The sequence below is a fragment of the Catenulispora sp. GP43 genome, from assembly GCF_041260665.1.
Lineage (GTDB): Bacteria > Actinomycetota > Actinomycetes > Streptomycetales > Catenulisporaceae > Catenulispora.
Map to the genome: position 1 here is coordinate 154115 of NZ_JBGCCT010000016.1, position 16120 is coordinate 170234.

General features: G+C 72.5%; 12 protein-coding genes. 2 read left to right on the forward strand and 10 right to left on the reverse strand.

Features of this window, described 5'->3' with window-relative positions; genetic code table 11:
* Positions 1-2673 carry a cell wall-binding repeat-containing protein gene (locus ABH926_RS29605; RefSeq protein ID WP_370369135.1) on the forward strand — a complete coding sequence of 891 codons (2673 nt, stop codon included), beginning with the start codon at positions 1-3 and terminating at the stop codon, positions 2671-2673.
* Between the two features lie 16 nt (positions 2674-2689).
* Here ABH926_RS29605 and ABH926_RS29610 read toward each other — a convergent pair whose 3' ends face one another.
* From ABH926_RS29610 to ABH926_RS29655, 10 genes are all read right to left on the reverse strand, one after another.
* Positions 2690-4753, reverse strand: coding sequence for an AMP-binding protein (locus tag ABH926_RS29610; protein WP_370369136.1), 2064 nt, complete (start codon positions 4751-4753; stop codon positions 2690-2692).
* Positions 4746-6236, reverse strand: coding sequence for an MFS transporter (locus ABH926_RS29615; RefSeq protein WP_370369137.1), 1491 nt, complete (start codon positions 6234-6236; stop codon positions 4746-4748). Before ABH926_RS29615 ends, ABH926_RS29610 begins: the two co-directional genes overlap by 8 nt.
* The gene (locus tag ABH926_RS29620) at positions 6233-7390 is read right to left on the reverse strand and encodes a ferritin-like domain-containing protein (RefSeq protein WP_370369138.1); all 1158 of its coding nucleotides are present in this window, start codon (positions 7388-7390) and stop codon (positions 6233-6235) included. The genes ABH926_RS29615 and ABH926_RS29620 overlap by 4 nt, the downstream gene beginning before the upstream one ends.
* On the reverse strand, positions 7391-8998 hold the full coding sequence (locus ABH926_RS29625; protein ID WP_370369139.1) for a class I adenylate-forming enzyme family protein: 1608 nt from the start codon (positions 8996-8998) through the stop codon (positions 7391-7393).
* 1 nt (position 8999) lies between these two features.
* A complete protein-coding gene (locus ABH926_RS29630; RefSeq protein ID WP_370369140.1) occupies positions 9000-9266 on the reverse strand; it encodes a phosphopantetheine-binding protein in 267 nt (88 codons plus the stop codon).
* On the reverse strand, positions 9266-10246 hold the full coding sequence (locus ABH926_RS29635) for a transglutaminase domain-containing protein (RefSeq protein WP_370369141.1): 981 nt from the start codon (positions 10244-10246) through the stop codon (positions 9266-9268). The genes ABH926_RS29630 and ABH926_RS29635 overlap by 1 nt, the downstream gene beginning before the upstream one ends.
* Positions 10243-10506 carry an acyl carrier protein gene (locus ABH926_RS29640; RefSeq protein WP_370369142.1) on the reverse strand — a complete coding sequence of 88 codons (264 nt, stop codon included), beginning with the start codon at positions 10504-10506 and terminating at the stop codon, positions 10243-10245. Before ABH926_RS29640 ends, ABH926_RS29635 begins: the two co-directional genes overlap by 4 nt.
* A gap of 4 nt (positions 10507-10510) precedes the next feature.
* The gene (locus tag ABH926_RS29645; RefSeq protein ID WP_370369143.1) at positions 10511-12217 is read right to left on the reverse strand and encodes an AMP-binding protein; all 1707 of its coding nucleotides are present in this window, start codon (positions 12215-12217) and stop codon (positions 10511-10513) included.
* Positions 12214-13827 (reverse strand): AMP-binding protein, encoded by a 1614-nt coding sequence (locus ABH926_RS29650; protein ID WP_370369144.1) that lies wholly within the window; start codon positions 13825-13827, stop codon positions 12214-12216. The genes ABH926_RS29645 and ABH926_RS29650 overlap by 4 nt, the downstream gene beginning before the upstream one ends.
* A gap of 80 nt (positions 13828-13907) precedes the next feature.
* On the reverse strand, positions 13908-14690 hold the full coding sequence (locus tag ABH926_RS29655; RefSeq protein ID WP_370369145.1) for a tryptophan 2,3-dioxygenase family protein: 783 nt from the start codon (positions 14688-14690) through the stop codon (positions 13908-13910).
* A gap of 306 nt (positions 14691-14996) precedes the next feature.
* Between ABH926_RS29655 and ABH926_RS29660 the strand changes: the two genes are divergently transcribed.
* Complete coding sequence (locus tag ABH926_RS29660; RefSeq protein WP_370369225.1) at positions 14997-15638, forward strand: LuxR C-terminal-related transcriptional regulator; 642 nt, start codon at positions 14997-14999, stop codon at positions 15636-15638.
* Positions 15639-16120 lie beyond the last annotated feature (482 nt).

The following is a 16120-nucleotide window of genomic DNA, read 5'->3' on the forward strand; positions in this document are numbered from 1 at the left end:
ATGCGGAATCGGCACGTAAGCCTGGCGGCGGCGGCCGTCCTGTCCACCTTCGGTGGCGCGATCCTCGCGATCCCGGCTGCGCGTGCCGATGACGCTCCCGCGACTCTGTATGTCGATGCCGACACCGCGGCCTGCAACGACGGCAACTCCGGCCTCGTTCAGGCGGCGCCGCTGTGCAGCGTGCACGCTGCCATGGCGTCCTCGCTCCTGGTTCCCGGCGGGACCGTCGTCGTCTCGGGGGACAAGATCGGCGCGGTGGACGTCACCCGCTCCGGGACCCCGGGTCTGCCGATCACCATCAAAAGCGGGGGCTCGGGCTCCTGGGTCACCGTCACCGGTCAGCACGATGTGGAGATCGACGGCGCGACGGCCATGCCCTCCGGCCAGCCGCTGGGCGGCGACGAGATCCACGTCGTGGACTCCCAGCGGATCGTTCTGCACCAGGACGGAGGCCGTTGCTGCGGGGTCGGGGCGATCCACCTCACCGGCACGTCCGACTCGGTCGTCGACGGCGTCAGCGCGAGCTATGCCCATCAGCAGGTCGTCATCGACGGCGGCAGCACCCGCGACGTCGTGGAGAACCTGGCCACCGACGAGCAGAGCGACGTCGCCGAGGTGACGATCACCGACAGCCCGGACAACTCGGTGCTGAACAACACGTTCTTCGCCAGTACCCAGACACCGGTCGTGATCTCCGGGACCTCGACCGGGACCGTCGTGGAGAACAACATCCTCTCCGGAACCGGCGATTCGGCCGACCATCCTGAGACGGTGCCGGCGGTGAGCGTCGACGCCGCCGCGACCACCGGAACCCGCATCGGCTACAACATCTTCGACTCCGCCGGGCTGAACGGCCCGGCCGTGTCGTGGGCGGGAACGGCGTACCCGAGCGGGGCGGCGTTCGACGCCAGTCCGGCGGGCACCGTGGGCCACGACAAGGACGGCGATCCGCAACTGTCGCTGAACGGGTTCGGCTGGCCGCACGACCTCCACCTCAAGCTGGGTTCGCCGGCGATCGACGCCGGCGACGGCTCGGTCGCCCCGGCGCACGACAACGACGGACTGGCGCGCATCGATGATCCGCGCGTGACCGACACCGGCGGCGGTTCGCCGACCTTCACGGACATCGGGGCCTACGAGTACCACACGCAGCCCTTCGCGCTGAGTATCTCGGGAAGCGGCGGCCTGAGCCCGTCGAACTACCGGACCGTCACGGTCAAGGCACAGACCTCCGGCGGCTGGTATCCGGACACGCCGACCTCCGTCGACGTCAGCATCGACGGCGGCCCGGCGAAGCAGGTGAACGGAGTGGGAGGCGGCAGCTACACCGTCTCGCTCCCCGAAGGCCTGCACACGCTGAGCGCGAGCGCGACCGACGCCGGCGGCGCCACGGCGACGTCCACCTCGCAGGTGTTCGTGCGGCCGACGGTCTTCACGCCCCTGCTGTCCGTGACCCCTGTGCCCAACGGTGGCGGCCTGGTCGACATCGAGCTCGGTGGCGTGAGCCCTACCAGCGACTTCAGCCTCTCCATGGGGGACGGGAGGGCTCCGGTCACCGGAGTCGGGCTGCCCTACACCACCAACGGCTTCAACTGGCAGGGCCAGTATCAGTACCAGAAATCGGGCACCTACCACCTGACCCTGAACGCCACCGACGCCAACGGCTGGTCGGGAACCGCGCGCGCGGACATCACCGTGACCGTGGCGCCGCCCGTGGTCCCGCCGGCCCAGCCGGTCGTCACGGTCCACCGCGTCGCGGGCTCCGACCGCTACTCGACCGCCGTCGCCGTGTCGCAGGCGCAGTGGTCCGCCGGGTCCGCCGGCGCCGTGGTCCTGGCCAGCGGGCTGGGTTTCCCGGACGCGCTGGCCGGCGTTCCGCTCGCCGCGCACGTCCACGGCCCCTTGCTGCTGACCGACCCGCACAAGCTCGACGCGGCCACCCTGGCCGAGATCAACCGTGTGTTCGGCAGCGGAGGCAAGACGATCTACGTCCTCGGCGGCACGTCCGCGGTCTCCGACGCGGTACTCGCGCAGCTGCCGTCCACGGTGCACGTCGAGCGCATCGGCGGCGTCGACCGCTTCGACACCGCCCGCCGCATCGCCGCCCACATCGGGTCGGCGGCGGACATCGTCGTGGCCGACGGCGCGAGCTTCCCCGACGCGCTGACCGCCGGTCCGCTCGCGGCGAAGGAACACACTGCGATCGTCCTGTCGAACGGTCCGGTCCTCGACCCGCAGACAGCGGCGCTCGTAGCCGGGCACAAGTCCGTCACCGCGGTCGGCGGCCCGGCCGCGACCGCAGTGCGGGCGGACGCGAACCTGGCGCACATCCCCCTCACCGACCTGCACGGCGCGGACCGCTACGCGACCTCGCATCTGGTCTTCGACGCCATCAACGCCAACTACGCGCCCAAGCAGATGGGCGTGGCCAGCGGCACCAGCTTCCCGGACGCCCTCACCGGCGGCGCCTTCATGGCCAACGCCAGCCAGCCCCTGGTCTTGGCGGACCCGCGCCTGGCCGACGGTTCGCCCTGGCTCATGTCCGATCTGCGCGACGAGGTCGAAGAGGTGTACGGCGACGCCGGGCATATCTCGGTGTTCGGCGGCCCGGGCGCGGTCGACGAGCGGATCGTCAAGGACATGGTCCTGTGGACGCAGGGCCGGGAGGAGTAGCCGGCCCTCGTTCAGGTCAGCCCTGGCTCTTCAGCAGCATCTCCCGCACCGCCTTCTTGTCGATCTTCCCGATCGCCGTCCACGGCAGCGCGTCGACGAACAGGATCGACTTCGGCTCGTACAACGGACCGAGTTCCTCGACGGCGCGCTTGCGCAGGTCGGCGGGGTCGACCGGGGTCTTGCCGTCCAGGACGCAGGCGACGTGCACGGCCTCGCCCCAGGCCTCGTCCGGCAGGCCGACCACGGCCGCGCCGAGGACGCCGGGCGCCTTGGTGAGGACGTCCTCGAGCAGGACCGAGAAGACGTTGTCGGAGGTCTGGCCGGTGACGATGACGTCCTTGAGCCGGTCCACCAGGTGCAGGTACCCCTCGCCGTCGAAGAAGCCGAGGTCGCCGGTGTGCAGCCAGCCGTCGGCCAGGGCCTGCGCGGTGAGCTCGGGGTCGCCCAGGTACTCGGCCATGACCAGCGGGCCCTGGACGCAGACCTCGCCGATCTCGCCCTGCGCCACCTCCTCGCCCTTCTCGTCACGCAGCGAGATCTCCGCGCGGTCGGCCAGGAAGGGCAGCGGCTTGCCGCAGGAGCCGAGGCGGCCGGGGATCTCAGGGTCGTGGTCGGCCGGTTCGAGGAAGGCGATCACCGGGATCTCGGTGAGGCCGTAGGCCTGGCGCAGGACCGGGCCGAAGCGGTCGAGCGCCTGGCGGATCCTGGCCGGGGTGGTCGGCGCGCCGCCGTAGTGGATGCGGACCAGGTCCGGGAAGCCGTCGGCCGGGCAGGCCGGGTGGTCCAGGATCTCGCCGAGCATCGGCGGGACGACGCCGAGGCTGGTGGCGTGCTCGCGCTGCATGATCGCGACGGCCTCGCCGGCGTCGAAGGCGTCCATCAGCAGCACGGTGCCGCCGGCCAGCATGGTCAGGATCGCCGCGATGTGGCCGCTGGTGTGGCTGGCCGGGGTGCAGATCAGGAAGCGGTGCGGGATGGGGAGTTCGGCCTTGCGCCGTTCGCTGGCCGGGATCAGCGCGAAGTAGTAGCTGTGCTTGTGCAGCACCAGCTTGGGCCGGCCGGTGGTGCCGCCGGTGTAGAAGATGGTGGAGACGTCGGCCTGCTGCGCCGGGTCCGCCAGCGGCTCGTCGGGCTGGGCGTCGGCCAGGGCGAGCAGGTCCTCGCCGAGGTCCGCCGCACCGGCTGTGAGGACCACGCGCGGTCCGTGCAGACTCGCGAGTTGCACAGCGCGCTCGATGCCCGGATCGATGACCAGCGCGTCGGCCTCGGCACGCACCAGGAACGCGCCCTGCTCCGGGACGGCCGGTTCGGGCGCGACGAACACCAGGCGGCAGCCGGCCAGGTGCACGGCGAGCTGGATCAGCACCGACTCCGGGCGGCTGCCGACGAACAGCGCCACGGTCTGGCCCTTGCTCAGCCCGCGCAGCCGCAGCGCGGCCGCGAGCCGGTGGACCGAGCGCCGGGCTTCGTCGTAGGAGACGCGCCGGTCGCCGTGGACGAAGGCTTCCCGCTCGGGGTGCTCGGCGAAGACCTCCAGGATGCGGTCGACGTAGGTGCCGGCGTAGGCGGGGGCGGCGGGCTGGTTGGCGTCCACAGTCTCTCCTTTGGGTGGCTGCGGTTTGATGAGAAGTTGGGTCGCCGTGGCGGTGACGGCGGGCTTTCCGTGCTGGCTGATCTGGATCGTGACGACCGCGCGCCGGGACGTGAGTTCCGCGACGTTCGCCTCGATGGCCACGGGGCCGGGTGCGACCGGCGCGTGGAACGTCGTATCCAGCTGCACGGTCAGGAAGACCTGGTCGTCCGGCAGTACGGTCATCGCCGCGAACCCGGCGTACAGATCGGCCAGGCAGGACAGATAGCCGCCGAAGACGAACCCGCCGCCGAACGTGACCTCGGGACCGACCTCGATCAGGGCGCTGGCATGCCCGGGGGACCAGGTGTCCAGGCCGGGGAGCGCGAGCCTTTCGACGGCTGCGCGCCGGGGAGCCGTGCCGTCGATGATGGCGTCGAGCAACCCGCGATGCGTGGTGGGCAGCCCTTCAGGGGTGACCGGCGGCAGTTCGGTGGGAACGTCAGGCATGTGCGGCTCCCGCAGCTCGACCGGCACTGCGAACGGATCTCGGCAGCACGAGGATGATCAGCAGCGCCGCCAGGAACGAGAACGGGTCGTAGAGCATCGCGTGGACCATCGCCGAGGAGAGCTGCCCATGCGTCGCGTGGTCCGTCGACCCGCCGGGCAGCCGCGAGTTGAACAGCACCCCCATCGCGCTGACGCCGAGCGCCCCGCCGGCGATCTGCATCGTCACCAGCAGCCCGGCGGCGGCGCCGGCGTGCGTGCTGCGGATGCCGGCCAGCACCACCGACAGCAGCGGCGCGAACAGCATCCCGATCCCGGAGCCGAGCACCAGCTGCGAGGGGATCGACCACAGCGCCAGCGAGGAGTCCGTGGCCAGGACCACCGGTACGAACATCGACAGCGCCCCCAGGCAGCACACGACCGCGCCGACCGAGGCGACACGCCGTCCGCCCCAGGCGCGGACCAGCCGTCCCGAGGCCGCGGACAGCGCGATGGTGCCGATGCCGACCGGGACCGTGGTGACCGCGGCCCACAGCGTCGAGACGTTGTACGCGGTCTGGATCAGGGTGAAGTAGTACAGGAAGAAGGCCACGACCCCGCTGAACGCGAGCAGGAAGAGCATCACGCCGGTGCGGAACGCCCGGTCCCGCCACAGGTCCGACGGCAGCAGCGGGGAGCCCCCGCGCCGCTCCTGGGCCAGCTGCGATCGCAGGAACGCCAGGACCAGCACCGGCGAGGCGGCCAGGCTCAGCCAGCACCACAGCGGCCAGTGGTACTGCTCGCCCAGCGACAGCGGGGTCATGAGCGCGGCCAGGGCGAGCACGACCAGGCAGGTGCCGGTGACGTCGAGCCGTTTGGCCTCGGGGTTGCGCAGCGTCGGCAGGTAGCGCCGCCCGAGCCAGATCGCGGCCAGCCCGAACGGCACGTTCACCAGGAAGATCGGCCGCCAGGACAGGCCCATGATGTTCCCGGAGTACAGCAGCCCGGCGAACACCGGCCCGATGACCGTGGCCAGGCTCAGCATCGCGCCCTGCGCGCCGAAGGCGGCGGCGCGCTTCTCCGGCGGCAGCATGATCTGGATGGTCGCCATCACCTGTGGCGAGAGCATCGCGGCGGTCACCCCCTGCAGCGCCCGGAAGGCCACCAGCTGGCCCGGGGAGGTGGCCAGGCCGCAGGCCGCGGAGGTGACCACGAACCCGGCGAAGGCCCAGGTGAACAGCGCGCGCCGGCCGAAGATGTCGCCGAGCCGGCCGCCGGTGATCAGCAGCGCCGCGTACGCGATCTGGTAGGCGGCCACGGTCAGCTCGATGTCCCCGGAGCTGGCGTGCAGCCCGCGCTGGATCGGCGGGGCGGCGACGGCGACGATCGAGATGTCCGCGGAGACGACGAACGTGGCGCTCAGCACCAGCCAGACGGCCCGCCGGGCGGTGCGTTCACTGAAGGGGGAGGGGGAGGCCTGGTCCGCGACGGCGGCGGAGGTGGTCATCTTCTGGGCTCCTGATCGGCGGGATAATCGCGGTTCTCGCGGTTCTCGCGGGTCCTGGGGGTCTCGGGGGCTTCTGCGGCCCCGAGCGCGGCGATCTGCTCGATCTCGGCCTGCCGCGCGGCCCGCTCGCCGCGGTCCAGCTCCTCGGCGGCGGCGTCCAGGGCGTCCAGCGAGTCGGCCGGGGATTCGTCGAGCTCTGCGAAGCCCAGGACGCCCATTTTCTCCAGCGCGTCCCGGACCGCCGGGCCGAACAGCCCGATGTCGCGCAGCGCGGGCACGATCCGCATGAACAGCCGCCGCCGGTACTGGCGCAGCGCCGGGGAGGTGCGGGCGATGGCGATGCATTCCTGGGCGCCGTAGTCGAGGGTGTTCCAGATCGCCTCGCCGACGAAGCCCTCGCGCAGCGACCAGCAGGACTCGACCACGAACTCCTCCCGCTCGCGCAGCTCGGCGGAGGTCAGGTCGCGGTAGGCGCGGCGCAGCATGATCCGGCCGAACGCCACGTGCCGGGCCTCGTCCTGCATCACGTACGTGGTCAGGTGCCTGATCAGCGGGGTCGTGGTGCGGTCCCGCTGCACGGTGAGCGTGGCCAGCGCCAGGTTCTCCAGCACGACCTGCACGCCGAGCGCGCAGAAGTCCCAGCGCGCGTCCTGCACCACGTTCTCGAACAGCGCGGCCAGCGAGCCCGTCAGCCCGTAGCGCAGGCCGATCTTCTCGGTCAGCAGCCGGTTGATCACCTCGGTGTGCCGGGCCTCGTCCATGATCTGCGTGGCCGCGAACAGCTTCGCGTCCGCCTCCGGCGCGGTCTGCGCGATCTTGCTGACCGCGACCAGGCTGAACTGCTCGCCGTGCAGCAGCTGCGAGCTGGCCCAGGCGGCGGCGTGCCGGCGCAGCACGCCGTGCTCGGCGGCCGGCAGCCGGTCCCACAGCTCAGAGCCGGCGATCCAGACGAAGCTGTCCGGCATGCCCAGCGGGTTGTCCGGATCGACCGGCAGGCTCCAGTCCAGCCGGGAGTCGGCGTTCCACTGGCGCTGCTTGCCCAGCGCGTAGAGCCGCAGCAGCTGCTGGTCGTGCGTGTCGTAGTCGGCGGCCAGCACCGCCGAGCCGCCGAGCGGGGCGGTCCAGTCGGTGTCGGCGAGGATCGTCTCGGTCATTCAGGGGCCTGCTGTCCGGGTCGGCGCGGATGGACTGGCGGAGGGACCGTCGGATGGACTGTCGGATGGACTGTCGGTCGCGCTCTGTCCGCCGGCCGGGGCCGACAGGGCTTCGGCCTGTTCGCGCAGCCGGCCGCGCAGGATCTTCCCGGCGGGGCTGCGCGCGATGGAGTCCACCGCCACGAAGCGCACCGGCCGTTTGTAGCTGGCCAGCCGGGCGACGCAGAGCGCGAGCAGGGCGGCCTCGTCGAAGGCGCCCGGCGCGCTGGGCTGGACGAAAGCGAACGGCGCCTGCCCCCAGACCGCGGAGGGCACCGGCACCACCGCGGCGTCGGCCACCTGCGGGCTGTCCCGCAGCACCGCTTCGATCTCGGCGGGATAGACGTTCTGGCCGCCGCGCAGAATCAGGTCGTTGCGCCGGTCCACGAGCCAGATCAGGCCCGCGGCGTCCCGGCAGCCCAGGTCGCGGGTGCGCAGCCAGCCGTCCTGCACGACCTCGGCGGTGGCCCGCGGGTCGCGCCAGTACCGGAGCATCAGGCCGTCCCCGCCGAGCCACAGCTCGCCGATCTCGCCGGCCTCGGCCTGGCTCCCGTCGTCCCGGGCGATCCGCGCGCTGACGCCGAGCATCGGCAGCCCGACGCACGCCGCGCCGGGCACCGGTGCCGGACCGGGCCGCTCGGCGGGCTCCAGCGCCAGACTGGGCCCTCCGCCCTCGGTGATGCCGTAGACCGCCATCAGGCCGGCGCCGAGCGCGGCCGCGGCCCGCTCGGCCAGCTCCGCGGGCATCGGCGCGGCCGCGTGCACGACCAGGTCCAACGCCGACAGATCGGTCGTGGCCAGCGCTCTGGCTTCCAGCAGCAGCCGCACCATGGACGGCACGAGCAGGACGTGCTGGACCCGCCACCGCTCCAGCGCGCTCAGGCAGGCCTGCGGGGTGAACTCGTCCAGGACGCACAACGTCGCGCCCGCCCCGAGGTAGGCCAGGGCATTGACGACGCTGCCGTGGAAGAGCGGGCACGCGTCCAGGAATACGGTGTCCGGGCCGCAGTGCACCTCGGCGAGCCAGGACAGCGCCTTGAGCTGCACCGAGCGCTGGTCGACGACGACGCCCTTGGGACGGCCGGTGGTCGCCGAGGTGTGCATGATCGCGAAGGAGGCGGTGAGGGAGCCCGGACGCGGCGGCGAATCAGCAGGCTGTGCCGATCGGCCCTGCGCCGCTGCCATCTGCGGTACCAGCTCGATCGGCATGGTCTTCAGGCCCGGGTGCTCGCGCGCCAGCCGATCCCGCCCCGCCTCGTCGGCCACGGCCAGCGCCGGCTCGACGCCCTCGAGGATCCCGGCCAGTTCCGGAGCGGTCAGCGCCGGATTCGCCGGCACCGCGATCACTCCCGCCGCCGCGCAGGCCAGGTAGGTCTCGATCATCTCCAGCCGATTGCCGCTGAGCACGACGACCCGGCTGCCGGCCGGCACGGCGCGCGCCAGTTCGCCGGCGAACGCGCCGACCTCGGTGTGCAGCTCGGCCCAGGTGACCTCGCGTCTGCGGTCGCGCAGGGCGATGCCGTCGGGGTGGCGCAGGCGGTTGCGGTCCAGGACATCCGTGAGCCACATGTCAGGCTCCTGTTTCCGACGGCGGACCCGAATCAGGGGCCTGTGCCAGCAGCTCCGCGACCGAGCGCACCGAGGTGATCCGGCTCAGCTCGACGTCGGTCAGCGGCCGGTCCAGGTGGTTCTCGCAGCCGAGCGCGACCCGGATGATCTCGCCGGAGTTGACCCCGGCGTTGACCAGGTCCTCCTCGTCGGTGATCTGGTCGAGCAACGCCGGGTGGTCCAGGTACTCGCGCACGATCTCGCGCGCCAGATCGCAGTCGACCGCCATCACGCCTCCCACGGGCGCGCGCTCACACCGGCCAGCGCCCACGGCGGCGCCGGCTCGCCGCCCGACAGGATCAGGGCACCGGCCTCCTCGGCCTCGCAGGGCAGCAGCCGGTTGAAGCGCCCGCCCCGGCACGCGGCGGCGAACTCCGGCGAGGCCTGGATCCGGCGGTGTCCCGCGCCGCCGGCCAGGAACGCGAACACCAGGTCCAGGGTCTTCCAGCGGCCGTCCTCGAAGTACTCGCACCAGGAGTGGTCGCTGCCGACCAGGCCGAGCAGGTAGCCGCGCCGGGCGCGGGCCCGGAAGCCGGCCTCGCGCAGCCTCTGGGCCAGAAGCCTGCTGACCACCACGCAGTCGGCCATGCCGAGGTCCCACGCGCGCTCGTGCAGCATGCGCAGCTCTTCGCTCACGGACTGGTAGACCACCGTGCCGGACAGCAGCGCTTCGAGCATGTCGTCGTAGATCGCCTGGACCCCCGGCTCGCCGACCGTCGCCTCGGCACCGGTCAGGCGCACGGCGACCTCATAGCCCGGCGGCTCGACCGGCGCCCGCGCGTCGATCTCCTCGACGCCGGGCGCGGCGAGGTCGGGGCGGAGCAGACGCACGGTCTCGCCCTCGGCCCGCGGCGCGCGCACCCGCACCAGCCAGTGCCGCGGCTCGTACCAACTCGGCCGCGCGCCGGACGCGAACCGCAACAGGAAACGCAGCGCGAGTTCGGGGATGCTGTCGCGCGACGTGCCCGCGAACAGCGCCAGGTTCATGACGTCGACGTAGTCGAACAACGGCCCCCGCTCGGGGTCGGCCTCGTGCGGCAGCGCCTCCGGAGCCAGCTCGGCCGTCCGCTCGGTGCTCAGCCCGAGCAGTCTCGCGGCGCCGTCCAGGTCGACGGCGTACCGGGCGAACTCGCTCGGGACCCGTTCGAACCGTTCGATCCGTTCGATCCGTTCGATCCGTTCGATCCGTTCCAGGCCCGGGGGCGTCACCGGGACTTCTCCACGAGCCGCGCCACCAGGTCGGCGAGCTGCCGCACGGTGTTCGTCTCGAACAGGAAGTCGTCCGGGATCGCGATCCCGCAGGCGTCCTCGATCCGCACCACGGCCCGCAGGGCCTTGACCGACTCCAGCCCGGGGATCGCGGCCAGCTGCCAGTCCGGGTCGATCCCGTCCAGGTCCGGGTCGGCCTCCGCGGCCAGTGCCGTGCACACCACGGCGAGATGGTCGATGTCCTCCGGCGAGCCGATCATGCCCTCACCCCTTCGTCGCGTCGTCGGCCAGGCTCCGGTAGAGCCCGAGCGCCCCGTGGCGCTGGACCTTGCCGGACGTCGTGTGCGGGATCGCCGCCGTGGGCACCGGGACCACGGACACCTCGTCCAGCCCTAGTTGCTGCCGGACCTGGTCGGCGGCCAGGCGGGAGAGCCCGGCGGCCTCCTGGTCGCCCGGCGCGGTCTCCCAGAGCACGACCATGCGCTCCACCTCGCCGCCGTCGGCGTCCCCGGCGTCCCCGGAGTCTCCGGCGGTCCACGGGATCGCGGCGCTGCGCAGCACACCGCCGCCGGAGCGCTCGGCGGCCAGCGTGGTGCGGACGATCTCCTCGACGTCCTCGGCGTAGAAGTTCTGGCCGCGCACGGTGATCATGTCCTTGACCCGGCCGACCAGGTAGAGCTCGTCGTCGTGCAGGAAGCCCAGGTCGCCGGTGCGCAGCCAGCCGTCCGCGGTGAACGGCTGCTGCTCGGCGGGCAGGTTCAGGTAGCCGCCGGTCACCGCGGGCCCGCTGAGCTGGACCTCGCCGACCCGGCCCGGCTCCGATATCCGGAGGCTGAGTCCCGGCGCCGCCCTGCCGCAGCTGACGACGGGGCGCGCGCCGTCCGCGCCGTCCGGCAGCGGCCGCACCTCGTCGCCGACCTGCAACCGGTCCCGGTCCACGCTCAGCGCGCGCCAGCGGCCGGACAGCTCGGCGGCCGAGACGATCAGCGTTGCCTCGGCCATGCCGTAGACCGGCTCCATGGTCGCGGCCCGGAAGCCGTACGGCGCGAACGCCTCCTGGAACGCCTCGAGCGTGCGCCGCTGGACCGGCTCGGCGCCGTTGCAGGCCACGCGCCACTTGGACAGGTCCAGCTCCGCCGGCGGATCCTGGCGCACCGCCGCGACCAGCAGGTCGTAGCAGAAGTTCGGCGCCGCCATCACCGTGGCGGTCGACTTCGCGAAGGAGTCGAGCCAGACCATCGGCCGGCGCACGAAGTCCCGGGGGCGCCACAGGCAGACCGAGTTGCCCCGGGCCAGACTGCTGAGCACCGTGAACAGGCCCATGTCGTGGAACATCGGGATCCACACGCCGAAGCAGTCCTCGTCGGTGAAGCCCAGGCCGCCGGTCACCGCCGCCAGGCCGGCGGCCACGTTCGCGTGGGTCAGGGTCACGCCCTTGGGCGCCGAGGTGCTGCCCGAGGTGTACTGGATCACGGCCAGGGTCGAGTCCGCCTCGGCCAGTGCCGGCGGTTCCGGCGCCCGCCCCGCGGCCTGCCCCGCAGGTTGCCCCGAGCCGGGCTCGGTCATGTCGAGGAACGCCGTGTCCGGCAGCGAGCTCGCGACCCGCCGGGCGATGGCCGGCCCCAGGCTGTCGTCGACGAGGATGGCGTCCAGCTCCGCGCTGTCCGCGATCCGCCGCAGGTGCGCGGTGTAGGCGTCGGCGCCGACGAAGCCGACCGGCAGCGGGAGCGGGACGACCGCCGCGTCCAGCCGGAACGCCATCAGAGCACTGCGGACCCAGGGCTCGCCGTTGTTCATCAGGACCCCGAGACGCCGCGGCGGGCCGATCCGCTCGACCACGTCGGCGGCGCTCCGTTCGGCACGCTCCAGGATCTCGGCGAGCGTGAACTCCGGCTGCCCCTCCTGCATCGGCAGGGACAACGACCGGCCGTGCTTGGCGGCGTCGGTGAAGATCTGCCACAGGTGGCTCACGCGCGCACCCCGACCGTGGGCGCGGCGCCCGAGGCGACCAGGCGGGAGCGCAGCAGCAGGCGCCGCACCTTGTAGGAACCGGTGAGCGGCAGGTCGTCGAAGTCCATGACGTACACCGGGACCTCGCCCAGACTGGTCTGGCGCAGCGCGTCGAGCAGCCGGTCCGGGTCGAGGGCCTCGCCGTCGCGCGGACAGGCCACCGCGACGGCGTCGTGCCCGCCGACCGATTTCAGCATCACCAGCTCGATCAGCTCCGGCAGCCGGTCCAGCACCGTGTCCTCGACCTCCAGGAAGCTGTCGGTGCCCTCGGCGTGGTCCACCAGCCGGTCCAGCAGTTCCAGGGAGCCGTCGGGGTTGATCCGGCCGATGTCGCCCATCGGCCACCACTGCTCGTCCACCGGCGATTCGGCGCCGATGTAGCCGCGGAACCGGCCGATGGTCTTGCTCTCGATCGCCCCGGCCTGCCCGGCGGCCACCGGCTCGCCGTCCTGGCCGACGACCCGCACCGAGGCGCCCTCGATCGGGAAGCCGACATCGCGCGGCCGGTAGTCGGGTGCCTCCTTGCGCGTCACCAGCCGGGCGGTCACGCCGCCGGTCTCGGTCTGGCCGTAGGCCTGGATGTAGGTGGCGCCGGGCTGGTCCGAGCCGGCCATCAGGGCCTTGACGGTCCGCGGGTGGATCGCGTCGAAGGTGCTGACGTACCGGGTGACCGAGCTGAACGGCCGGGACGGATGCGCGGCCACCGGCTCCCACCGGATGTACACGTTCGGGTGCGTCTCCAGCGAGTCCGGCCGGTGCTCCAGCATCAGCTTGCGGACCGGCTCGGGCCGGGCGTCGCCGATCGCCAGGATCGGCATCGCCACCTCCAGGAACGCCAGCACGATCGAGCAGGTCCGGGCGTGCACGAACGACAGGTGCTTGGCCGACAGGCCGACCTGGCCGAAGGCCCGCGAGGCGGCGATCTGGGAGCGGACCACGCCGTAGAGCGAGCGGGTCGAGTGCGCGGCCAGCTTCGGCACGCTGGTGGTCCCGGAGGTGTGCGTGACCACCGCCCAGTCCTCCTCGCCGCGCGGCGAGGGCCGGTGCGCCTGGCGGTCCCCGGTCGGCGCGGCCCAGGCCGGCTCGGCCGCCGGTGCCGTCGCAGCCGCCGCCGATGTCGCCGGCGCCGCCGGGTCCCCGCCCTCGGTGAGGAACAGGATCCGCTTGGTCAGCCCCTGGAGCGCCTCGGACTGCCCGGCCAGCCGCGCCGCCCCGGCCGCGTCCACGGCGAGGTAGGGCTGAGCGAGCCGGCCCGCGCACTCGACGATCTCCTCCGGCTCGATGCCGACCGACAGCAGCACCGGCAGCGCGCCGATCCGGTTCAGACCGCACGCCAGCGCCTGCACCTCGATGTGGTTGCGCTGCACCACGACCACCGTGTCCCCGGCCCGGATCCCGGCCGCCCAGAAGCGGTCGGCGTAGTCGTGCACGGCGCGCGCGAAGCCGGCGACGTCCAGCACCGGCCCGCCGTAGCCGAGCCAGGGCTGGTCGCACAGGAACGCGGTCTGCCCGTGCTTGTCCGCGGCCAGGTCGGGGAGGTCGCCGAGGGTGCCGGCGGGTGTGTCGCTCATCGGCTTTCGCCTCACCACTTCGTCTCGGTCGTGCTTCGGGGAACAGCTCGGAGAACAGCCCGTGAAACAGGGCCCTTATGTCAGGAGTCGTAAACAGCGGAGCGCGCCGCCCACAGCTGCGGGAAGAAGCGCTCGCCGACGGTGGAGCGCAGGTAGTCCACGCCGCCGGTCCCGCCGGTGCCGGCGCGGTAGCCGATGATCCGCTCGGTCATCAGGGCGTGGCCGTGCCGCCAGCGGGCGAACCCCTCGTCGTGCTCGATCAGCGCCTCGATCAGCGCGCCGAGCTCGGGGTCGGCGTCCCCGGCGAGCACCCGCGCCAGGTCGGGCCGGCCGCGCCGGTCCAGCAGCGCCTCGAAGGCGTCGGCCAGCGAGGGCTCGCTCAGCCGGGCGGCCAGCCGGGCCCGCTCGGCCCCGGTCACCCGGGGACCTTCCAGGAAGCGGGCGTCCTTGCGGCCGGAGACGAACTCGATCTCACGGAACTGCGCGGACTCGTACGCGCTGGAGGTTCCCAGCTGCGCACGCAGCAGCGCGAAGTCGCCCGGGGTGATGGTGCCGACCGCACGCAGATGGCAGACCAGCACCTCCTCGCCGCGCGCCACCCGGGCCAGCCGGCGCCGCGCCTCCGGCAGCGCGTCGGCGTCCATCGCTCGGCGCGCGCCGTCGAGCTCGTGCAGGATCACCTTGAACCACAGTTCGGTGATCTGGTGCGCGGCGACGAAGAAGAGCGCGTCCGGCGCTCCGGGGATCGGCTGCTGGAGGGTCAGCAGCAGGTCGATCTGGTTGAGCTCGTTGTAGCTCAGGTCCGCGATCGGCCGCGCCGGACCGCCCGGCTCGGACCTGATCGGCGCGGAGTGCACCGGCATGCGCCCCCTGCCCTTCGTCGCTGGGTCCTGCGGTTTCCGCATCGTACGAAGTGATCGGCAAGGGTGGACATCCCCAAGCGGCTACCCACACCGGTGCCCCGAACGGGTACCCCGTCCAGTGCGCTCGAGCGGGTCGGCATTTTCCCTCGGGTTGTGTCGTCGAGTACTGACAAAGCGGGGGGGAGGGGGTAAGAATGGTCGCGTTCACGGCGCGTGATCGAGTCCTCGCCCCCCTCACCGCGGCGCTCGCGCGGCGCACCGACCGGGACCGGCCGTGCGCCCACACCTCCGGGAGGCGCCTTGCGCGTGCTGATCGCCGCGGGCAGCGAGTTGATGAGGTCAGGGCTGGCAGCGATGGTCGGCCGGTTGCCCGGAGTGGAGCACGTGCAGGAGTGCGCCGACCCGGTGCAGGCGGTGACCCTGGTGGAGACCCAGCGGATCGCCGTCCTGGTGACCTCGCCCCCGCTGCCGCACGGCGACTTCGAGGTCCTGGCCGCCGGCGCGGCCCGCAACCACGCCAGAACCCTGGTGGTGCTGCGCGACTACGACCTGCCCACGCCCGAGGTGGTGGCGCAGGCCGTGGCGATGCCCGCGGACGGCTTCCTGCTCGAGTCCGAGCTCACCGCCTCCACCCTGGCCGACACCCTGGTGCGGGTCGCCCGCGGCCAGGCCCCGGTCCCGCCCTCGCTGGCGCAGGGACTGCTGTCCCGGCTGCGCTCGGTGGAGTCCGAGCCGATCCGGCGCCAGTTCCTGCTCACCCCGCGCGAGCTGGAGGTACTGGAACTGCTGGTCGAGGGCCTGAGCAACAAGGAGATCGCGCGCCGGCTGAGCATGTCCGAGCACGGCGTCAAACGGCACGTGGGCGCGGTGCTGGCCAAGCTCAACTGCCCGAACCGGACGGTCGCGGTGGCGTTCGTGCTGCAGAAGGGCCTGATGTACGTGCGTTAGCGGTGTGTCGGCGATGTGTCGGCGGTGTGTCGGCGGCCCGGGTCGGGGATTCGTCGCCGCACCCGGGCGGATCCTGGTTGGCTCCACGTTCATTTTTTGCCGGCTTCGCGCGGGTTGAAGACGGATCCGCTGGTGGCGCGGTCGTGGGGCGGTGGTCGTGGCTGCGGTGGCGGCTGATGGTCTGGGCAGGTGGCCGGGTTTACTGCCACAGTCAAAATCAAGAGCCACAGTCAAGAGCGCCTCCGGCGGCGCCTGCGCGGCGAGCGGCCTCGCTCCGGGGGGTGGGGGCCGCGTAGTCGGGCGGCGGTCGCTGCTTGTGGTCGCCTTCGTCCCGGATCCCCCGCCGCATCGCCGCCTAACGGAAGCAGACCGGTCCCGTGGTATCAAGCCGGATCACACGCTGCTGTGGTGCTGTGACGTGCGGCTTGACACCACGGGCCCGGTCAGCTTGGCTTCGCCCGCCGACGCGACGGGGGATCCGG